We start from the raw sequence: 20,287 nt of genomic DNA on the forward strand, positions 1-20,287 counted from the left end.
ATGCGTGGAACGAACAGATCCTGTTCGTGATGGCGCTTCCTATCAGGAAACGCCGGCTGGAGCAACAGGATATAAAGAAGTCTTTATATCCTTATATCGACACGTGGCCTACATTTCTTCGCCGAAACGATCGGCCACCAGCGCATCGAGCGCATCGAGCACCTCGCGGGCCTGGGCGCCGACCGCCGTCACCAGCACGGAACAGCCGGGGCTGGCGGCGAGCATCATCAGGCCCATGATCGAGGTGCCGCCCACCGTCATGCCGTCCTTGGAGACGGTGACCTCGGCGTCGTAGCCGTCGACCGTCTGGACGAATTTCGCCGAGGCGCGGGCGTGCAGACCGCGCTTGTTGATGATGAGGAGCTCTTTCGAGACGGTCATGGAGGGCGGAGAACCTTATTTGCCGCTCAAGACGCGGCTTGCCACATTGATATATTTGCGGCCGGCCTCGGAGGCGTCGATCAGCGCCTTCTCCATGTTGTTCTCGCCGCGGATGCCGGCAAGCTTGATCAGCATGGGAAGGTTCACGCCGGCGATCACCTCGATGCCGTCGCCGCTCATCACGGAAATGGCGAGGTTCGAGGGGGTGCCGCCGAACATGTCGGTGAGGATGATGACGCCATGGCCCTGGTCGGCCTTCAGCACCGCTTCCAGGATATCCTGGCGGCGCTGGTCCATGTCGTCCTCGGGGCCGATGCAGACGGTCTCGATCGCCTTTTGCGGACCAACGACATGTTCAAGGGCGTGCCGGAATTCCTCCGCAAGCTTGCCATGGGTGACAAGCACCAGTCCGATCATCAGCAGTCGCTCCAGTTTCCCAACTCAAACGGACGGCGGAATACCGCAATGCAGCAATTCCGTCCACCGTTGGGGTGGCCATCATGTCAATGAAAAGACCAAGTGCAAGCCCAAAATGCCCGATTCCGCTTTTTGACGAGGCTTTTGGGGTCAACTCTTCAGGATTTCCGGGTGAATTGCGGCCAAGGTCGAAAAAGCGCTCACGCCGGGCAAGAGCGGCAACCGGGTAAGCGGCAGCAAGAACGACGGCAGGACCGCGACGGTTTCCCCTTCCGGCGGCAGGCGCTCGGCGAAAGGCGGTTCGATCGGCCGGATCGCCCGGGTCAGAACCGCCGCTTCGATCGTCCCCACCGGCACGATCCCGGCCCCGCGGATCTCCGTCAGGCCGGCGATGCTTTTTGGCGCACGGGCGATGAGCCGGCCGTTCGCTTCGGTGATGAAAACCTGGTCGTCGCTGATCAGGGCGGCAAAAAGGCCGCGGGCGCGGGCCTCCTCGATGCAGTGGAGCGCGACGGCGCTTTTTCCGGTGCCGGAAGGACCGACGAACAGAAGCCCCGTCGTGCCGATGACGATGGCGGTGGCATGGAGGTTGACGGGCGCTGCGTTCGGCATGCCCCTCATCCCGCTGCCGCGACCTTCTCCCCGCAGGCGGGGAGAAGGAGCAAGGGGCGAAATTTTCCTTTCACGACAAGGGCCACTGCCTTGGGAAACCGACGCAACACCCCCCTTCTCCCCGCCTGCGGGGAGAAGGTCGCGGCAGCGGGATGAGGGGCGGCTCTCCCCGCAGGTCTCGTCTTTGCCCGCGAAGCCCCGCTCATTTCTGGTTGCCGGTCGGCAGCGACAGCGTGAAGCGGGCGCCGGCCAGTTCCCCGGTCGCCTTGTCGACGATGTTGTCGGCCTTCAGCGTGCCGCCATGCGCCTCGGCGATCTGCCGCGAGATGGAAAGGCCGAGGCCGGAATTCTGGCCGAAATCCTCGGTGGCGGGGCGGTCCGTGTAGAACCGCTCGAAGATGCGGTCGATGTTTTCCGCCTGGATGCCGGGGCCGTTGTCCTCGACCTGGATGATGCAGCGGTCGTTCCGCCCGCGCGACAGGCGCACGACGATGCGCCCGCCGGGATCCGGCACGAAGGAGCGGGCATTCTCGATGAGGTTGGTGACGATCTGGCCTATGCGCAGCTCGTAGCCCGATATCTCGAATTTCGCCTTCGGATTGTCCTTGCGGTCCACCACGAAATCGAGGGTGACCGGCTTCTTGCGCGTGTTGACCTGGCGGGAAATGTCGATGAGGTCGCCGAGCAGCTTTTCGAGGTCGACGGTGCGGGCATCGCTGCGGGCAAGCTCGGCATCGAGGCGGGACGCATCCGAGATGTCGCTGATCAGGCGGTCGAGCCGGCGCACGTCGTGCTGGATGATGTCGAGGAGGCGCTTCTTCGATTCGTCCGTGCGCGCGAGCGGCAGCGTCTCGACGGCGCTGCGCAGCGAGGTCAACGGGTTCTTCAGCTCGTGGCTGACATCGGCGGCGAAGCTCTCGATCGCATCGATGCGGTCGTAGAGCGCGTTGGTCATCTGGCGCAGTGCAATCGAAAGGTTGCCGATCTCGTCCTGGCGCACCGAGAAGTCGGGGATCTCCTCGCGCTCCTTCGCCCCGCGCCGTACGCGGATCGCCGCCGCCGCAAGCCGGCGCAGCGGATTGGCGATGGTGCTGGAAAGCAGCAGCGACAGCGCGATGTTGACGAGGCCGGCAACGCCCGCGACGCGCATGATGGCAAGCCGCTCTGCATGGACGATCTTGTCGATGTCGCCCGCCTGGGTGGAGAGCAGCAAGACGCCAAGCACGGCGCGAAACCGCTGCACGGGCACGGCGACCGAGACGATCAGCTCGCCCTTGTCGTTGACGCGCACGACCGCGCCGCGCACGCCGGTCAGCGCGTTCATCACTTCCGGATAGATCGAGCCGTCGCCGCCCGGCGCTTCCTTGTACTGCGGCAGGTTGCTCGGCTGGAGGATGCGGTTGAACCAGACGTTCATGCGCTCGATGAGGCTGGTGCTCTCCGGCTCCACCGGCGGCAGGTCGAAGCGCAGCACCTGGCCCTGCGTATAGAGATGGCGCGAATCGAGCAGCAGGTTGGCGTCCGTGTCATAGATGCGCGCGCGGGTGCGGGTCGGCGAGATCAGTCTTCTCAGCACGGGCGCGACGCGCTCCGGATTGATCGGGAATTCGAGGTCCTCGTCGTTCGGCAGCGGCGTGATGCTCTGGCCGGCCTGCAGCTCCAGGAGCTTTTCCGGGTCGATGGTGATCGAGTTGGTGTCGACGGAGGCGGAGGCGGAGATCGCGCCGGCGATAATCTCGCCCTGGGTGAGGAGACTCTCGACGCGTGCATCGATCAGCCCCTCGCGGAACTGGTTGAGATAGAGGATGCCCGCGACGAGCACGACGAGCGCGACGAGGTTGAAGAACAGGATGCGGCGCGTCAGGCTCGAAAAGACGGCGTTGCCGAAGATGCGCCGGGCGAGCGTGAAGGGATGGGTCCAGCGGCGGCGCAGGGATCGCGGCGCGGGCCGGCCCTCGACGTCTTCCCCATCCTTTTCCGGCCCGTCTTTTTCCGACATTGTCTGCAACAAGCGGCTTCATCCTTCATGCCGGCGGCATGGTGCCGCCTGACCGCGGCATGCCATCGCCGCCGCGGTCCATGCAAGCGAAATCGCGTTATGCGGTCTCGCGGAACCGGTAGCCGACGCCATAGAGCGTTTCGATCATGTCGAAGTCGGTGTCGACCATCTTGAACTTCTTGCGCAGCCGCTTGATGTGGCTGTCGATGGTGCGGTCGTCGACATAGACCTGCTCGTCATAGGCCGCGTCCATCAGCGAATCGCGGCTCTTCACCACGCCGGGGCGCTGCGCCAGCGAGTGCAGGATGAGGAATTCGGTCACGGTCAACGTCACCGGCTCGCCCTTCCAGGTGCAGGTATGGCGCTCCTGGTCCATGACGAGCTGGCCGCGCTCCAGCGAGCGGGCCGCCACTTCCCCGGCCTTCGCCGTGCTGCCGGCGGCCCCGGCGGAGGCGGCGGCCTCGCGGCTCGAGGCCCGGCGCAGGATCGCCTTGACGCGCTCGACCAGCAGGCGCTGCGAGAACGGCTTGGTGATGAAGTCGTCCGCGCCCATCTTCAGGCCGAACAGTTCGTCGATCTCCTCGTCCTTCGAGGTGAGGAAGATGACGGGGATATCGGATTTCTGGCGCAGCCGGCGCAGCAGTTCCATGCCGTCCATGCGCGGCATCTTGATGTCGAAGATCGCAAGATGCGGCGGACGGGCAAGAAGGCCGTCGAGCGCCGAGGCGCCGTCCGTATAGGTCTCCACCTTGTAGCCTTCGGCCTCCAGAGCGATCGACACGGATGTCAGAATATTCCGGTCGTCGTCAACGAGTGCGATCGTCTGCATCCTGCTAGTCTCCATATTCATCGGCGCCTTTCCCGACCTCGGATCGTTTCCTGTCCTGGATGTGATGCGCCTTCCTGGGGGTAAAGGTGGAACAAATTGTGGCGAAGATAAAGGGAGACGTTTCGGGCCGGCCGGCCGAGTCATTTTTAAATCGATTATTCAAACGATTAAAAAAGTCACATAATTGTTTAAATCGATTAATTAATTGATATCATTGCCTAATTTCTATTTTCCTCTTGTCTTTGTGACAGCCGCGCATTAGGTTCCCGCAAAATTCACACCAGTCTTGTCGCCTTGGAGGAAAACTGGACCATGCAGGAACTTGGCGTTCGCAACCCCGCTCAGGGGCTCACCGCGATGGGTATCCACACCGACGGCACGGTCCGGTACAACTTTGCAGCAGAGGCTCTCTATGAAGAGGCCCTCGGTCGCGGCGAAGCGGTCAAGACGGCCCATGGCGCCCTTCGCGCCCTCACCGGCCAGCACACCGGCCGCTCGCCCAAGGACAAGTTCGTCGTGCGCGACGAAAACACCGAGGGCGCCATCTGGTGGGACAACAACAAGGCCGTCTCGCGCGAGCATTTCGATGTGCTGCACGCCGACATGCTGGCCCATGCGGCCGGCCGCGACCTCTTCGTGCAGGATCTCGTCGGCGGCGCCGATGCCGATTACGCCCTGCCGACCCGCGTCGTCACGGAACTCGCCTGGCACTCGCTGTTCATCCGCAACCTGCTCATCCGCCCGGAAGAGAAGGATCTAGCGACCTTCGTGCCGAAGCTGACGATCATCGACCTGCCGACCTTCAAGGCCGATCCGGAGCGCCACGGCGCCCGCACGGAAACCATGATCGCCTGCGACCTGACGCGCGGCATCGTGCTGATCGCCGGCACTTTCTATGCCGGCGAGATGAAGAAGTCGGTCTTCACCGTGCTCAACTGGCTGCTGCCCTCGGAAAAGGTCATGCCGATGCACTGCTCGGCCAATGTCGGCCCGGATGGTGACGCGGCCGTGTTCTTCGGCCTCTCCGGCACCGGCAAGACGACCCTGTCGGCCGATCCGAACCGCACGCTGGTCGGCGACGACGAGCACGGCTGGGGCGAAAACGGCATCTTCAACTTCGAAGGCGGCTGCTACGCCAAGGCGATCCGCCTTTCGGCCGAGGCCGAGCCGGAGATCTACGCGACGACGCAGCGTTTCGGCTCCGTTCTGGAGAACGTCGTGCTCGACGCCAACGGCGTTCCGGATTTCAACGACGGCTCGCTGACGGAAAACACCCGCTGCGCCTATCCGCTGGATTTCATCCCGAATGCCAGCGAGACCGGCCGCGCGCCGCATCCGAAGACGATCATCATGCTGACGGCCGATGCCTTCGGCGTCATGCCGCCGATCGCCAAGCTGACGCCCGACCAGGCCATGTACCACTTCCTTTCCGGCTACACCGCCAAGGTCGCCGGCACGGAACGCGGCGTGACCGAGCCGGAAGCCACCTTCTCGACCTGCTTCGGCGCGCCTTTCATGCCGCGCCACCCGGCGGTCTACGGCAACCTGCTGAAGGAGCTGATTGCCGAGCACGGCGTCGATTGCTGGCTGGTCAACACCGGCTGGACGGGCGGCGCCTATGGCGAAGGCCGCCGCATGCCGATCAAGGCGACGCGCACCCTGCTCGCCAGCGCGCTGGACGGCTCGCTGAAGGACGCGCTCTTCCGCCGCGACGACAATTTCGGCTTCCAGGTCCCCGTTTCGGTGCCGGGTGTCGATACGAAGATCCTCGACCCGCGCTCGACCTGGGCCAACGGCGCTGCCTATGACAAGCAGGCGCGCAAGCTCGTCGACATGTTCATTGCGAACTTCGAGAAGTTCGAGGACCATGTGGACGGCGGCGTGCGCGATGCCGCGCCGGGCCTGAAGGTCGCTGCCGAATAAGGTGCATCGACGATGATTCACGTGAAACCCGGCCCCTGCGGCCGGGTTTTTCGTCTGCGTTTTCGTCTTTGGCGGCGGCTTCCCGTTTTGCCCGGTGCCGGTTAAAACGGCCGGGAAAGGAATTTCCATGGCCAGCACCCCCCTCTACATCAAGAGTTCCATCACGATCGCCGGCTGGGAGCTGACCGAGCAGTTCGTGCTGGCGGGCGGTCCGGGCGGGCAGAACGTCAACAAGGTCTCGACGGCCGTGCAGCTCTTCTTCGACCTGCGCAACTCGCCCTCGCTCAGCGATCGGGTGAAGGCCAATGCGGAAAGGCTGGCCGGCCGCAAGGTCTCCAAGGACGGCGTGCTGATGATCGAGGCGAACCGCTTCCGCAGCCAGGAGCGCAACCGGGAGGATGCGCGCGAACGGCTGAAGGAGCTGATCCTCAAGGCGGCCGAACCGCCGCCGCCGGTGCGCAAGAAGACGAAGCCGACGAAAGGTTCGGTCGAACGCCGGCTCAAGGAAAAGTCGGGCCGGTCGGACGTCAAGCGCATGCGGGCCAAGCCAGGCGGCGAATGATTGCCGCAACCCGGCCGTTTACCGATGAGCGTGAAACGGAATCTTTCCTTTGCGGAAGGGCTCTGCTTTAGTTCGGAAAACCAGGCAGGAAGACCAGGGAGGTAGCCATGGGTCTCTTCAGCTTCATCAAGACCGCCGGCAAGAAGCTCGGCATCGGTGGCGACGACGAAGCGCCGGAAGCGGCGGCGGTCAAGAAGGAGCTCGATTCCTTCGATCTCGGCACGCAGAATGTCGAAGTCTCCGTCGAGGGCGACAAATGCGTGCTGAAGGGTGTCGTGGCCGACCAGACGGCCTTCGAGAAGGCGGTCATCGCCGTCGGCAACACGCTCGGCATTTCCAGGGTGGAGGCCGCCGACCTCAAGGTCGTGCCGGCCGATTCCGGCCTCAAGCCCGGCCAGGCCGACATGACCGCGCTGGCCGAGGCCGCAACGCCCGCCCAGGCGCCGACCCTCTACACGGTCAAGAAGGGCGACAATCTCTGGAAGATCGCCGAATCCCACTACGGCAAGGGCAAGGGCGCCAGGCACACGCTGATCTTCGACGCCAACCGGCCGATGCTGACCCATCCGGACAAGATCTATCCCGGCCAGGTGCTGCGCATCCCGGATCTGGCGGAAGCGTGAGCGCGCATGGCTGAGCGCGGTCTCGCCCCGGGGCTCCGCTACTTCCCCGGCCATTTCGACCGTCCGGCGCAGGAAGCCCTCGTCGCCGCAATTCGGCAGGTCGTGGTCGAAGCGCCGCTCTTCGTGCCGCGCATGCCGAGAACCGGCAAGCCGATGTCGGTGCGCATGACCAATTGCGGCCCGCTCGGCTGGGTGACGGACAAGGCGGGCGGCTACCGCTACCAGCCGGCCCATCCCGAGACCGGCCGTCCCTGGCCCGCCATTCCCGATGCGCTTCTTGCCCTGTGGAACGAGGCTTCCGGCTTCGAGAAGCCGCCGGAAGCCTGCCTCGTCAATTTCTACGATCCGGACGCCAGGATGGGCCTGCACCAGGACCGGGACGAGACCGAATTTGCCGCGCCCGTCGTGTCCGTCTCGCTGGGCGACCAGTGCCTGTTTCGTGTCGGCGGTGTTTCACGCAGCGATCCGACACGGTCGTTCCGCCTTGCGAGCGGCGACGTCTTCGTATTCGGCGGCGAAAGCCGGCTGATCTTTCACGGGGTCGACCGGATCTATCCGGGCACGTCGACGCTGTTGAAGAATGCCGGGCGCATCAACCTGACGCTTCGCCGGGTCAATCCGTAGCCGGCTTGGTTTTGCGTCCGGAATTAGGTTAAAACGACTAGAGCTTGCGCAGCGCCACCGTCTCGATGAGGTGGTTCCGGCCCTTCTGCAGGATAAGGTCGGCGCGCGGGCGGGTCGGCAGGATGTTCTGGTGCAGGTTCTTCAGGTTGATGTTGCGCCAGAGGTTTTCCGCGATCGCAAGTGCTTCCTTTTCGCTGATCGTCGCGTAGCGATGGAAGTAGGAATCCGGGTTGCGGAAGGCGGTTTCCCGAAGGCGCATGAAGCGCTCCACGTACCAGGCATGGATCAGCGTCTCCTCGGCGTCGATATAGATCGAGAAATCGAAGAAATCGGAGACCATCGGCACGATCTTGCCGTCCGCCGGCAGGTTGCGCGACTGCAGGACGTTGATGCCCTCGAAGATCAGGATGTCCGGCCGGTCGATGGTGCGGAAGGTGTTGGGCAGCACGTCATAGGTGAGGTGCGAATAGGTCGGTGCCTTGACGTCCTTCTTGCCGGCCTTGATGGCCGAGAGGAAGCGCAGCAGCGCGCCGATGTCGTAGCTTTCCGGGAACCCCTTGCGCTCCATCAGGTTCTCGCGCTGGAGAACGGCATTCGGATAGAGGAAGCCATCGGTCGTCACGAGGTCGACCTTGGGGCTGGACGGCCAGCGCGACAGCAGTTCCATCAGGATGCGCGCCGTGGTGGACTTGCCGACCGCGACCGAGCCGGCGATGCCGATGACATAGGGCGTCTTCGCCTCGTCCGAGAGGCTGAGGAAGCGCTTGCGCTGCTCGAAGAGCATCTGCGAGGATTCGACATGGGCCGACAGCAGGCGCGACAGCGACAGATAGATGCGCCTGACTTCGTTGAGATCGATCGGGTCGCCCAGCGAGCGCAGCCGCTGCACCTCGTCGGCGGTCAGCGTCAGCGGCGTATCGGCGCGGAAGCGCGCCCATTCGTCTGCCGGGAAGAAGCGGTAGGGAGAATAGTCGTGATTGCCGAAATCGTCCGGAATATCCGTCTGGTTCTTGTCGCGCACTGCCTGGATCATCAACTCTTCCGGCTGGCCTTCTCCGCTAGGCCGGACTGGCTTGTCCGCCGCTCCAGCTCCCCCATGACATCTTGTAACGGGACGCCGCCGATTTTCAATACGACGATCAGATGATAGAGCAAATCGGCCGTTTCGCTCGTCAGGGCGGCCTTTTCGCCCTCGATCGCGGCGATAACGGTCTCGACGGCCTCTTCTCCGAGCTTTTTTGCCGCTTTCTGCTGTCCGGCGGCAACGAGCTTCGCCGTCCAGCTTTCCGACGGATCGGCCGCGGCGCGGGCGTCGACGATGCGTTCGAGATCGGCAAGGGTGAAGGTGCTCATGTGCCTCTCCTCAGTCGAGCCGCATGGCGATGCCATGCTCGGCCATGTAGCGCTTGGCTTCGCCGACGGTGTAGGTGCCGAAGTGGAAGATGGAGGCGGCGAGCACCGCCGTCGCATGCCCGTCGCGCACGCCCTCGACGAGGTGGTCGAGCGTGCCGACGCCGCCCGAGGCGATGACCGGCACGCAGACGCGGTCGGCGATGGTGCGGGTCAGCGCGATGTCGTAGCCGCCTTTCTGGCCGTCGCGGTCCATCGAGGTGAGCAGCAGCTCGCCCGCGCCGCGCTCCACCATCTTTTCCGCGAAGGCGACGGCGTCGATGCCGGTCGGCTTGCGGCCGCCATGGGTGAAGATCTCCCAGCGGTCTTCCTCGCCTTCCTGCGAAACCTTCTTCGAATCGATCGAGACGACGATGCACTGGTTGCCGAACTTGTCGGCGGCTTCCGCCACGAAATCCGGATTGGCGACGGCGGCCGAGTTGATCGACACCTTGTCGGCCCCGGCAAGCAGCAGCTTGCGGATATCGGCGACCGAGCGCACGCCGCCGCCGACGGTGAGCGGCATGAAGCAATGGTCGGCCGTGCGGGCCACGACGTCGAAGATCGTGTCGCGGTTGTCGGAGGAGGCGGTGATGTCGAGGAAGCAGAGTTCGTCGGCCCCGGCGGCGTCATAGGCCTTTGCCGATTCCACCGGATCGCCGGCATCGACCAGATTGACGAAGCTGACGCCCTTGACGACACGGCCGTCCTTCACGTCGAGGCAGGGGATGACGCGGGCCTTGAGGGTCAAAGGACGGCCTCCTTCTTTTTGTCTTGCGCGTCCTCGCCGCGCTGCGGCTGCGGGCGTCGCGGGCTATCCTCCACGTCGAGGCAGGGGATGACGCGGGCTTTGAGGCTCATGCGGCTTCTCCTCTTGCGGCGCGAATGACCGCCAGCGCCTCTGCAGGATCGATCCGCCCGTCATAGAGTGCCCGGCCGGAAATCGCGCCTTCGAGCTTGCGGGCGTCGGGGGCGACGAGGCGGCGGATGTCGTCCATCGAGGCAAGGCCCCCGGAGGCGATGACGGGGATGGCGACGGCGTCGGCGAGTTCCAGCGTCGAGGTCCAGTTGATGCCGGTCAGGATGCCGTCGCGGTCGATGTCGGTGTAGATGATCGCGGCGACGCCGGCGCCCTCGAATTTCCTGGCAAGCTCGATGACGCCGAGTTCGGATGCCTCCGCCCAGCCCTCGACGGCCACCTTGCCGCCCTTGGCGTCGATGCCGACGGCGACCTTGCCGGGGAATTTTTTGCAGGCCTCGATGACCAGCGCCGGATCGCGCACGGCGACCGTGCCGAGGATGACGCGGGAAAGCCCGCGCGACAGCCAGCTTTCGATATGGTCGAGCGTGCGGATGCCGCCGCCGAGCTGCACGGGGTTCTTCGTCGCCTTGAGGATGGCGTCGACGGCGGTGCCGTTGACGCTTTCCCCCGCGAAGGCGCCGTTGAGATCGACGACGTGCAGCCATTCGAAGCCCTGGTCCTCGAAGGCTTTCGCCTGGGCGGCCGGATCGGGATTGTAGACGGTGGCCTGGTCCATGTCGCCGAGTTTCAGGCGAACGCACTGGCCGTCCTTCAGGTCGATGGCGGGAAAGAGGATCATGTTAGGGCTTCCAGCGCAGGAAATTGCTGATGAGGGAAAGGCCGAGCGCCTGGCTCTTTTCCGGATGGAACTGTGCGCCGGCCTTGTTGCCGCTCGCGACGAAGGCGGTCATCGGGCCGCCATAGTCGACGGTCGCGACCACGTCGTCCGGGTTTTCGGCGGCGAGGTGGTAGGAGTGCACGAAATAGGCGTGCAGCGTCTCCGGGATGCCCTCGAAGAGCGGGTGCGCGTATCGGCGGGTGAGCGTGTTCCAGCCGATCTGTGGGATCTTCAGCGCCGGATCGTCCGGCGTCATCCGGACGACGTCGCCGCTGATCCAGCCGAGGCCTTCCGTGATGGTCTTTTCGAGGCCGCGCGAGGACATGAGCTGCATGCCGACGCAGATGCCGAGGAAGGGCCGGGCCTTCGCCTCGACGGTGTCGCGCAGCGCCTCGACCATGCCGGGCACGGCGTCGAGGCCGCGGCGGCAGTCGGCATAGGCGCCGACGCCGGGCAGCACGATGCGGTCGGCGGCGGCGACGCGCTCGGCCTTGTCGGTGAGGTCGATTTCGGCGGCAATGCCGGCCTCGCGCGCGGCGCGCTCGAAGGCCTTGGTGGCCGAGCGCAGGTTGCCCGAGCCGTAGTCGATGATTGCAACGCGCATTCTCAGCGTCCTTCCTTGAAACCGACGAGGCCGAGCATGGGAGCGTGCCGGCGCGGGGAGGTTTCGGAGGCCGGCAGGAGGACGCTTTCACGCGGTTCTGCCTCGCCGGCCGGGGTTTGCATGTAGTAGATCTCCTCGGCGGTGGCGCGGTCGTCGGCCGTGATCACCGCATCGACCGTCCAACCGCGGCGCGTGAGGCCGGCGACGACCATCGAGGGGCCTTCGAGCGCGACGAGGAGATTGGTGGCGAGGCAGATGCCGAGGCCGGCAAGGCCGAAGAGCGGATGATCGGCGACGGCCGAGCCGAGCGACTGCACGGCGAAGGCGAGCGCGGCGGCGAGCCAGGCGCGATGCCAGAGCAGCCAGAGGACCGGCAGGAAGAGCGCGATCCAGGAAAAGCGGTCCCGGATGATCCGGGCTTTTTCGTCTCCGGACACGGCGCCCGGCGGTATCAGAACGAGGAACGTGGCCATGACGGCCTCCAGCTATTATTTCCTATGCAATCCCGGATGCAAAACCGCTGCACACTTCTGCTGGAATTGCTTCAGGCCAGCGAACCCTTCGTCGAGGGAACGCGGCCCGCCTGGCGGGGATCGATCTCGGTCGCGGTGCGCAGCACGCGCGCGACGGCCTTGAAGCACGTCTCCGAGATATGATGGTTGTTCGCGCCGTAGATGTTCTGGATATGCAGCGTGATGCCGGCGTGCTGGGCGAGCGCGTTGAAGAACTCGCGCACCAGCTCGGTGTCGAAGCTGCCGATCTTCGGGGCGGAGAAGGCGACGTTCCAGACGAGGAAGGGCCGGCCCGACACGTCCACGGCGGCGCGGGTCATCGTCTCGTCCATGGCAAGGTCGAGCGAGGCATAGCGCGTGATGCCGCGCCGGTCGCCGAGCGCCTTGGCGATGGCCTGGCCGATGGCGATGCCGGTGTCTTCCACGGTATGGTGGTCGTCGACATGGAGGTCGCCCTCGGTCTTGATGTCCATGTCGATGAGCGAATGGCGCGACAGCTGGTCGAGCATATGATCGAAGAAACCGACGCCGGTCGAAATGCTCGACGTGCCGGTGCCGTCGATATTGACGGTGACGGCGACGGAGGTCTCGTTCGTCTTGCGCGAAACGCTGGCAGTGCGGCTCATTGCTGTCTCCGGTAGAGTGTCGCCGCTCCTTAACAGGGCTCTTCACAAAAGGCCAGTCTTTCGAGGGTTTCCGGCGCAAGGGGGAACGGCCCGCGCGGCGCGCCGCCGGGGTGATGGAACGTCGTTGTTTTCGCAATTCCGACCCAAACCGCTTCGCGCTTTTGCCGGAATTGCCCTCGTCCGGAGAACCGCGCGAAAGCGTTGCCTCTGGAAATGGGTATGGTGCGGCTTCGCTTTCGCGCGGCCCAGGCGTTCTTCGGAGGCGGTCTCATCCTCCTTCAGGCATGGTAGGGCTTCGCTGCGCAGTTTGTTGGCGCCTGTGCCTTGTTCCGAAAACCGCGTTCCGCACTTTTCGGGGACAGGCGCTGCCATCCTGCTTGCATGGCGGACCCAAGCCGACCCCGCGACCCGGGGAAGGGGGAAGCCTCTGACGCCGCGCTGACCCGCCGGCCCGATCCCGTGAGCACGGGAAAAGGCCATGGATCACCACGACGCGCCACGCCTCTTTCGTTCCCGCCGTACGTTTCGGCAGAAATCGAAAGCGCCTCCTCCCGCCCGCATCGACACGTTACGCGATCCGTCCGGCGGCGGAAGGAAGGTCAGGATAAGGCGTGTTTTGGGGGTGGGGAAAATCGGTCCGGGACTTTTCTGGAAAAGCGCCGCGAACGGCGTGATTCGCCCCTCATCCGGCTGCCGCCACCTTCTCCCCGCAAGCGGGGCGAAGGGATATGCCGGGATGGTTTCCACCCCTCTCACGCTCAGCGGGGCAAGTCCCCTCTCCCCGCTTGCGGGGAGAGGGTTAGGGTGAGGGGCGGCACCGTCATTGGCCGACGCGGCCGACGTTCCCGTTCGCCGCCGCAGTTCACTTCTTCTTCGCGCTGTCGCCGTGCTTCACTTGCGTATCGAAGATCGGGAGGCTTTGGCGGGGGCCTTGTCTTTCGTGGGCTTGCGCACGTCCTTGTTGCTTCAGGCCCTTTCGCCATCGGCTCACCCTCCGTTTGCAATCTTCGAACCGCTGCTTACATAGGACACAACGAAGCCGCCGCGCAGGCGGCGTCCCCGCCCCAAAAGGGCCTTTGAGGTCTATCGAATGAGTGAACACAATCCCTACGCTTCCATGCACGCCACGACGATCATCACCGTCCGCAAGGACGGCAAGGTGGTGATGGCGGGCGACGGCCAGGTGAGCCTTGGCCAGACCGTGATGAAGGGCAATGCGCGCAAGGTCCGCCGCCTTGCCAAGGGCGACGTGATCGCCGGTTTCGCCGGCGCGACGGCCGATGCCTTCACGCTGCTCGAACGGCTCGAAGCCAAGCTCGAGCAATATCCCGACCAGCTGATGCGCGCGGCCGTCGAGCTTGCCAAGGACTGGCGTACCGACCGCTATCTGCGCCGCCTCGAGGCGATGATGCTGGTCGCCGACAAGTCCGTCACCCTGGCGCTGACCGGCAATGGCGACGTGCTGGAGCCGGAACACGGCACCATGGCGATCGGTTCGGGCGGCAACTATGCCTATGCCGCGGCCCGGGCGCTGATGGACACGGACAAGTCGGCGGAAGAGATCGCGCGCCGCGCCATGCAGATCGCCGGCGACATCTGCGTCTACACCAACCAGAATGTCGTGGTGGAGACGCTGGATGCCGATTGATCTCGCCCGGATCGGCTTTTCACCCGTCGGGGAAGGGCACTACCCGCTGCTTCAGGCATGGCTGAACAGGCCGCACATGCGCGAATGGTGGGGCGATCCGGAAGAGGAGCTCGGCTTCATCCGCGACATGGTGGAGGGAAAGGACACGACCCGTCCCTTCCTCATCATGCTCGACGGAAAGCCGGTCGGCTACATACAATACTGGTTTCTCGGCCATCACCAGAACGAGGCGTGGACGAAGGACAATCCCTGGCTTCTCGAGCTGCCGCGGGAGGCCGTCGGCGTCGATCTTTCGATCGGCGAGGTGGACAGGCTCTCCACCGGCATCGGCTCGGCGGCGCTCATCGCCTTCGTCGCCCGTCTTCGCGGCCTCGGCCACGAGACCATCATCATCGATCCCGATCCCGCCAACGCCCGTGCGGTTCGCGCCTATGAAAAAGCCGGCTTCCGGCCGGTGGAAAAGCTCCTGGGCCGCACCGGCGACGACGTGCTGATCATGCAATTCGACCCGAAAGCGAACGAGACATCATGACCAACTTTTCCCCCCGCGAGATCGTTTCCGAACTCGACCGCTACATCATCGGCCAGCACGACGCCAAGCGCGCCGTCGCCATCGCGCTGCGCAACCGCTGGCGCCGCCACCAGCTGGAACCGGACCTGCGCGACGAGGTGATGCCGAAGAACATCCTGATGATCGGCCCGACCGGCGTCGGCAAGACCGAGATCTCCCGGCGCCTCGCCAAGCTCGCCGGCGCGCCCTTCGTCAAGGTCGAGGCCACCAAGTTCACCGAGGTCGGCTATGTCGGCCGCGATGTCGAGCAGATCGTGCGCGACCTCGTCGAGGTCGGCATCGGCCTGGTGCGCGAGAAGAAGCGTGCCGAGGTGACGGCCAAGGCCCATGCGAATGCCGAGGAACGGGTGCTCGACGCGCTCGTCGGCGCGACGGCCTCGCCGGCGACGCGCGACAGTTTCCGCAGGAAGCTGCGGGGCAACGAGCTGGACGACAAGGACATCGAGATCGACGTCGCCGATACGGGCGGCGGCCTGCCCGGCGGTTTCGAGATCCCCGGCATGCCCGGCGCCAATATCGGCGTTCTCAACCTTTCCGAGATGTTCGGCAAGGCGATGGGCGGGCGCACCAAGAAGGTGAAGACGACGGTCAAGGATTCCTACAAGATCCTGATCGACGACGAATCCGACAAGCTGCTCGACAACGAGCAGATCCAGCGCGAGGCCATCCGCTCGGCGGAGAACGACGGCATCGTCTTCATCGACGAGATCGACAAGATCGCCGCGCGCGACGGCGGCATGGGCGCGGGTGTGTCCCGCGAGGGCGTGCAGCGCGACCTCCTGCCGCTCGTCGAGGGCACGACGGTCGCCACCAAATACGGGCCGGTCAAGACGGATCACATCCTCTTCATCGCCTCCGGCGCCTTCCATGTCTCCAAGCCCTCGGATCTCCTGCCCGAGCTGCAGGGCCGCCTGCCGATCCGCGTCGAGCTGCGCGCGCTGACCAAGGAGGACTTCCGTCGCATCCTCACGGAGACGGAGGCGAGCCTCATCCGGCAGTACAAGGCGCTGATGGCGACGGAAAGCGTCGAGCTCGACTTCACCGAGGACGGCATCGACGCGCTGGCCGATGTGGCGGTGCAGCTCAATGCGAGCGTCGAGAACATCGGCGCGCGGCGGCTGCAGACGGTGATGGAGCGGGTGCTCGACGAGATCTCCTTCGAGGCGCCGGACAAGGGCGGCAACAAGCTCCTCATCGACGCCGACTATGTGAAGAAGCATGTCGGGGCGCTTGCGGCCAATACCGACCTGTCGCGCTACATTCTGTGACGTTTCCGCACCGGTGGCCGCTCTTGCGGCCGCCGGTGCCGGACTTTTGCAGGCGGGGCCTCTCGACAGAAGGGACCGTGCGGCCTAGGCATTGCACGCGTTTTGGCATCATTCCGACATGTTTGCGTTGCATCGGTCTCGCCATGCCGACATCACGAGAAGACGGAACCGGACCCGTGCGACAGCTCATTTCCGTGCTTGCCCTTGCAGCCGCCCTTTTTGTTCAGGACCAGACGCTGGCGCTGGCCATCGACATGGTGCCCGCCGGCAACCGCAATGCCGAGCAGCCGCAGATCCCGGGTGCCTCCACGCGCCGCACCAAGGCGGGCAAGACCTCCTTCGACGCCAAATACGAGAAGGTGCGCGATCTCATCGCCAACGATCGCCAGCTGACCGGCAAGATCAAGGCGGTGGCGGGCAAGTACGGCATCGCCCCCATCCACATGGTCGGCGCGATCGTCGGCGAGCACACCTACAATGTCGATGCCTATGACCGCCTGCAGAGCTACTATGTGAAGGCGGCGTCCTATACCGGCTCGTTCCGCTTCGCCTATGACGGCGAGAACGTCGCCGATTTCGTCGACCGGCCGGAATTTGCCAAATGCGCGGACAAGAAGGGCTCCTACGCCCTCTGGACCTGCCGCGAGACGGTCTGGAACAAGACCTTCAAGGGCCGCACGGTCGGCGGCACGTCCTTCCCGAACAACCGCTTCAGCGCGGTGTTCTTCCAGCCCTTCTATGCCGGCCAGACCTTCGGCCTCGGCCAGATCAACCCGCTGACGGCGCTGACGCTGACCGACGACGTGGCGCGCATTTCCGGCTATGACCGTCTCGACGAGAAGGATGCGGCCGGCGTCTACCAGGCGATCATGGATCCCGACATCTCGCTTGCCTACATGGCCGCCTCGATCCGCCGCTCGATCGACGCCTACAGGAAGATCGCCGGCGTCGATATTTCGAAGAATCCCGGCGTGACGGCGACGCTCTACAATATCGGCAATCCCGATGCGCGCGCTGCCGCCTTTGCCGCGCGCCGCGCCGCGGGCGAGGTGACCTGGCCGGAAGAGAACTATTACGGCTGGCTGATCAACGACAAGCTGGCGGAACTTGAGGGTCTGCTGTAGTTTTTCGCAGCACCCGGCGAAAGGCCGCTGCAAGCCTGCGGGCCTCGCTCCGAATCTGGCCTGCCTCCCGGTTCACGTTCGCCAAGACGAGCCGGTCCCGCCCGCCCTCGAAGCTCGGGATCATCCGCGCCGTCTTCTGCAACCCGCTAGCGGACTGGCGTTGCGGGCGAGGGCTCGTCGACCCGCTTCTTCGCCTTCTTGATCGTCTTGATCGAGGCGCAGGTCGCTTCCGGGTTCTTGCAGGGCTGGTAGACGACGATCTCGCTGCCGCTGCCGTCGTCCCAGACCGCCTGGACGGCGATGGTTTCCGCCTCGCCCGGCTTCAGGTTGATATAGATCCAGTTCTGCGTGTCGTCCGAGGGCAGGTTGAACGGCAGTTCGGGATCGCATTTGGCCAGCGGGAAGCGCTGGTCCAGCGTGTCGTTGTTGATCGAGTAGCGGATCTCCGACAGGCGGCAATGCATGGTCTGCAGGCTCGTGAAATAGATGAGCTGCTGGTCGGCGAAGTTGCGGAACTGCACCCAGCCCGTCTGCTTGTTGGCATCCAGCATCGCCTTGTAGATCGAGACATCCGGGATCTGCGCCTGGTATTGCTCCTCGTCATCGTCTTCCTGGGCGGTTGCGGGCTGGCTGCCGGCCAGAAGCGCGGCGCCAAGGAAAAGGGCGGCCAGAAACGGCTTTCGCAGGGTGGGGTCGATCACTGGATAGGCTCCTCGTTCTTTCATCGCATGCCGCCGGTGGAATGGTGGCATTCGGCGCGGACATGTCATAACACCATAGGCAATAACACCATTCACGGCGCGCTTTGAAAAGAGACGGCGGGCGGTACGGAAGAATTCTCGTGGCAGACCATTTGTTACTCGGCATCGATACCGGCGGCACCTACACGGACGCCGTGCTCTACAGTGAAACCGCCGGCGTCGTCGCCCGCGCCAAGGCGCTCACCACCCGCCACGATCTCTCGGTCGGCATTTCCGGCGCCGTCGAAGCGGTGCTGGAGGCGGCCAAGGCCCCCGTTTCGGCGATCGGCCTCGTCTCGCTCTCCACCACGCTGGCGACCAACGCGCTGGTGGAAGGGCAGGGCGGCCGCGCCGGCCTGGTGATGATCGGCTTTAGCCCCGAGGACCTGAAGCGCGACGGCCTTGCCGATGCGCTCGGCAACGATCCCGTGCTGTTCCTGCCCGGCGGGCACAATGTGCATGGCGACGAGACGGCGCTCGACATGACGGCGCTCGACGACGCCCTGCCGGTCCTGGCCGAGACCGTCTCCTCCTTCGCCGTCGCCGGCTATTTCGCCGTGCGCAACCCGGCGCACGAGGAGCGGGTGCGCGCGCGCATCCGCGAGGTCTCGCACCTGCCCGTCACCTGCAGCCACGAACTCTCCTCCAAGCTCGGCGGGCCGCGCCGGGCGCTGACGACGCTGCTCAATGCCCGCCTCGTCTCGATGATCGACCGGCTGATCGGCGCCTGCGAGGACTATCTCGACCGGCGCGGCATCCATGTGCCGATTATGGTGGTGCGCGGCGACGGGGCGCTGATCTCGGCGGCCGAGGCGCGGCTGCGGCCGATCGAGACGATCCTGTCCGGCCCGGCGGCCAGCCTCGTCGGCGCGCGGCACCTGACCGGGTTCGACAATGCCGTCGTCTCCGATATCGGCGGCACGACGACGGACGTGGCGGTGCTCGACGGCGGGCGGCCGAAGCTCGACGCGGAAGGCGCCGTCGTTGGCGGCTATCGCACCATGGTCGAGGCGGTCGCCATGCGCACCTTCGGCCTCGGCGGCGATTCGGAGGTGCGCATCAACGACCGCGGCCTCAAGGCGAAGATCGAACTCGGGCCGCGCCGCTTCATGCCGCTGAGCCTTGCCTCGGCGCTGCATCCGGGCGCGATCGTCCCGGTGCTGGAGCGCCAGCTGCGCGCGCCCCATGCCGGGCGGCACGACGGCCGCTTCGCCGTGCGCACCGGCGTGCCGGAGCGGCTGGCGAGCGGCCTCCAGCCGCAGGAACAGGCGCTCTACGAGAAGATCGGCATGGTGCCGCTGCCGCTGGAAGGGCTGCTCGCCACCATGCTGCAGAAGGTGACGCTCGACCGGCTGGTCGCCCGCGGCCTCGTGCATATCTGCGGCATCACGCCGTCCGACGCCATGCATGTGCTCGGCGGGCAGGGCCAGTGGGATGCGGTGGCCGCCCGCCTCGGGCTGGAGATCGCCGCCCGCACGCGGGACGGTTCCGGCCGGCCGATCGCCGAAAGCCCCGAGGCGCTGGCGCGCGTCCTCGTCGATCGTCTCACCCGGCAGTCGGCCGATGTCATCCTGTCGGCCTGCCTTGCCGACGACGGGGCGGGGGCGATCGATCCGGTCAACTCGCTGACGATCGACCGCGCGCTGCACCGCGTGCCCGGCATTGTGCAGTTCCGCGTCGCGCTCGACCGGCCGCTCGTCGGCCTCGGCGCCTCGGCGCCGGTCTATTATCCCGCCATCGCCGACATGCTCGGCGCCGAATCGGCCATCCCCGCGGATGCCGGCGTTGCCAATGCGGTCGGCGCCGTGGTCGGCCAGGTGCGCAGCATGGTCACGGTGTTCGTGACCATGCCGGAAGAGGGCATCTTCATCGTCGGCGGCACGGGCGAGAGCGTGCGCTTCATCGACGAAGGCGAGGCCTTCGCGCTGGCGAAGGAGCGGGCCCTGACGGCGGCGCTCACCGCCGCGCGGATCAACGGCGCGGACGAGCCGGCGGTGACGCTCACCGAGGAGATCGACGCGCCGGAGGTGGAGGGCCGCCGCAAGCTCATGGAGGCGCGCTTCACGGCGATCGCCAGCGGCCGGCCGCGCATCGCGCACGAGAGCTGACGCTTTTTCGTCTTTCGGCCCCGCCTGGCCGCCTTTCGCGGCGGTTATCGCGTGCCTATCGTATGATTTTATCCGAACGGGAATAAA

The 20,287-nt window shown here is 65.3% G+C and carries 22 protein-coding genes; 9 read left to right on the top strand and 13 right to left on the bottom strand.

Going from position 1 to position 20,287, the window contains the following annotated elements; genetic code table 11:
- Positions 1-108 precede the first annotated feature (108 nt).
- From WMC41_RS20795 to WMC41_RS20815, 5 genes are all read right to left on the bottom strand, one after another.
- The gene (locus WMC41_RS20795) at positions 109-381 is read right to left on the bottom strand and encodes an HPr family phosphocarrier protein (RefSeq protein ID WP_064332007.1); all 273 of its coding nucleotides are present in this window, start codon (positions 379-381) and stop codon (positions 109-111) included.
- Positions 382-396: 15 nt separating this feature from the next.
- Entirely contained in the window at positions 397-798 is a 402-nt protein-coding gene (locus WMC41_RS20800; RefSeq protein ID WP_432346111.1) for a PTS sugar transporter subunit IIA, read from the bottom strand.
- Between the two features lie 150 nt (positions 799-948).
- Positions 949-1,410: an HPr kinase/phosphorylase gene (locus WMC41_RS20805; protein ID WP_432346113.1), complete on the bottom strand. Its 462-nt coding sequence runs from the start codon at positions 1,408-1,410 to the stop codon at positions 949-951.
- A gap of 202 nt (positions 1,411-1,612) precedes the next feature.
- A complete protein-coding gene (locus WMC41_RS20810) occupies positions 1,613-3,409 on the bottom strand; it encodes a sensor histidine kinase (RefSeq protein ID WP_244770821.1) in 1,797 nt (598 codons plus the stop codon).
- A 97-nt stretch (positions 3,410-3,506) separates the two neighbouring features.
- Entirely contained in the window at positions 3,507-4,238 is a 732-nt protein-coding gene (locus WMC41_RS20815) for a response regulator transcription factor (protein WP_064332010.1), read from the bottom strand.
- A gap of 312 nt (positions 4,239-4,550) precedes the next feature.
- On the opposite strand from WMC41_RS20815, the gene WMC41_RS20820 reads away from it, so the two are divergent.
- The 4 genes from WMC41_RS20820 (at position 4,551) to WMC41_RS20835 (ending at position 7,970) form a co-directional block, all read left to right on the top strand.
- Positions 4,551-6,161, top strand: a complete 1,611-nt coding sequence (locus WMC41_RS20820) for a phosphoenolpyruvate carboxykinase (protein WP_244770791.1) — start codon at positions 4,551-4,553, stop codon at positions 6,159-6,161.
- A gap of 127 nt (positions 6,162-6,288) precedes the next feature.
- Positions 6,289-6,723, top strand: a complete 435-nt coding sequence (gene arfB / locus WMC41_RS20825) for an alternative ribosome rescue aminoacyl-tRNA hydrolase ArfB (RefSeq protein ID WP_432346116.1) — start codon at positions 6,289-6,291, stop codon at positions 6,721-6,723.
- Between the two features lie 107 nt (positions 6,724-6,830).
- On the top strand, positions 6,831-7,346 hold the full coding sequence (gene lysM / locus WMC41_RS20830; protein ID WP_272807167.1) for a peptidoglycan-binding protein LysM: 516 nt from the start codon (positions 6,831-6,833) through the stop codon (positions 7,344-7,346).
- Between the two features lie 6 nt (positions 7,347-7,352).
- On the top strand, positions 7,353-7,970 hold the full coding sequence (locus WMC41_RS20835) for an alpha-ketoglutarate-dependent dioxygenase AlkB family protein (protein ID WP_432346118.1): 618 nt from the start codon (positions 7,353-7,355) through the stop codon (positions 7,968-7,970).
- 37 nt (positions 7,971-8,007) lie between these two features.
- On the opposite strand, the gene coaA is transcribed toward WMC41_RS20835, so the two are convergent.
- The 7 genes from coaA to hisB form a co-directional block, all read right to left on the bottom strand.
- Complete coding sequence (gene coaA / locus WMC41_RS20840; protein ID WP_244770795.1) at positions 8,008-9,003, bottom strand: type I pantothenate kinase; 996 nt, start codon at positions 9,001-9,003, stop codon at positions 8,008-8,010.
- Positions 9,003-9,323 carry a phosphoribosyl-ATP diphosphatase gene (locus WMC41_RS20845; protein WP_244770796.1) on the bottom strand — a complete coding sequence of 107 codons (321 nt, stop codon included), beginning with the start codon at positions 9,321-9,323 and terminating at the stop codon, positions 9,003-9,005. Before WMC41_RS20845 ends, coaA begins: the two co-directional genes overlap by 1 nt.
- Positions 9,324-9,333: 10 nt before the next feature.
- Entirely contained in the window at positions 9,334-10,110 is a 777-nt protein-coding gene (hisF, locus tag WMC41_RS20850; RefSeq protein WP_244770797.1) for an imidazole glycerol phosphate synthase subunit HisF, read from the bottom strand.
- Between the two features lie 106 nt (positions 10,111-10,216).
- Positions 10,217-10,960, bottom strand: a complete 744-nt coding sequence (hisA, locus tag WMC41_RS20855) for a 1-(5-phosphoribosyl)-5-[(5-phosphoribosylamino)methylideneamino]imidazole-4-carboxamide isomerase (RefSeq protein WP_432346121.1) — start codon at positions 10,958-10,960, stop codon at positions 10,217-10,219.
- Position 10,961: 1 nt separating this feature from the next.
- On the bottom strand, positions 10,962-11,603 hold the full coding sequence (gene hisH / locus WMC41_RS20860) for an imidazole glycerol phosphate synthase subunit HisH (RefSeq protein WP_272807170.1): 642 nt from the start codon (positions 11,601-11,603) through the stop codon (positions 10,962-10,964).
- A 2-nt stretch (positions 11,604-11,605) separates the two neighbouring features.
- Complete coding sequence (locus WMC41_RS20865; protein ID WP_432346123.1) at positions 11,606-12,076, bottom strand: DUF2628 domain-containing protein; 471 nt, start codon at positions 12,074-12,076, stop codon at positions 11,606-11,608.
- A 71-nt stretch (positions 12,077-12,147) separates the two neighbouring features.
- Entirely contained in the window at positions 12,148-12,741 is a 594-nt protein-coding gene (gene hisB / locus WMC41_RS20870; protein WP_244770803.1) for an imidazoleglycerol-phosphate dehydratase HisB, read from the bottom strand.
- A 1,090-nt stretch (positions 12,742-13,831) separates the two neighbouring features.
- Between hisB and hslV the strand changes: the two genes are divergently transcribed.
- The 4 genes from hslV to WMC41_RS20890 all read left to right on the top strand — a co-directional run bounded on the left by hslV (position 13,832) and on the right by WMC41_RS20890 (position 17,352).
- Positions 13,832-14,389 carry an ATP-dependent protease subunit HslV gene (gene hslV, locus WMC41_RS20875; protein WP_244770804.1) on the top strand — a complete coding sequence of 186 codons (558 nt, stop codon included), beginning with the start codon at positions 13,832-13,834 and terminating at the stop codon, positions 14,387-14,389.
- A complete protein-coding gene (locus tag WMC41_RS20880; RefSeq protein ID WP_432346126.1) occupies positions 14,379-14,921 on the top strand; it encodes a GNAT family N-acetyltransferase in 543 nt (180 codons plus the stop codon). The genes hslV and WMC41_RS20880 overlap by 11 nt, the downstream gene beginning before the upstream one ends.
- Complete coding sequence (hslU, locus tag WMC41_RS20885; RefSeq protein WP_244770806.1) at positions 14,918-16,228, top strand: ATP-dependent protease ATPase subunit HslU; 1,311 nt, start codon at positions 14,918-14,920, stop codon at positions 16,226-16,228. The genes WMC41_RS20880 and hslU overlap by 4 nt, the downstream gene beginning before the upstream one ends.
- Before the next feature lie 176 nt (positions 16,229-16,404).
- On the top strand, positions 16,405-17,352 hold the full coding sequence (locus tag WMC41_RS20890) for a DUF1402 family protein (RefSeq protein WP_272807173.1): 948 nt from the start codon (positions 16,405-16,407) through the stop codon (positions 17,350-17,352).
- A 146-nt stretch (positions 17,353-17,498) separates the two neighbouring features.
- Here WMC41_RS20890 and WMC41_RS20895 read toward each other — a convergent pair whose 3' ends face one another.
- A complete protein-coding gene (locus WMC41_RS20895) occupies positions 17,499-18,053 on the bottom strand; it encodes a hypothetical protein (RefSeq protein ID WP_272807174.1) in 555 nt (184 codons plus the stop codon).
- Between the two features lie 140 nt (positions 18,054-18,193).
- Here WMC41_RS20895 and WMC41_RS20900 point away from each other — a divergent pair, with 140 nt between their 5' ends.
- Positions 18,194-20,200, top strand: coding sequence for a hydantoinase/oxoprolinase N-terminal domain-containing protein (locus WMC41_RS20900; protein WP_432346129.1), 2,007 nt, complete (start codon positions 18,194-18,196; stop codon positions 20,198-20,200).
- Positions 20,201-20,287: the final 87 nt, after the last annotated feature.

Origin of the sequence: Shinella yambaruensis, from assembly GCF_050859155.1 — a bacterium.
GTDB classification, from domain to species: domain Bacteria; phylum Pseudomonadota; class Alphaproteobacteria; order Rhizobiales; family Rhizobiaceae; genus Shinella; species Shinella yambaruensis.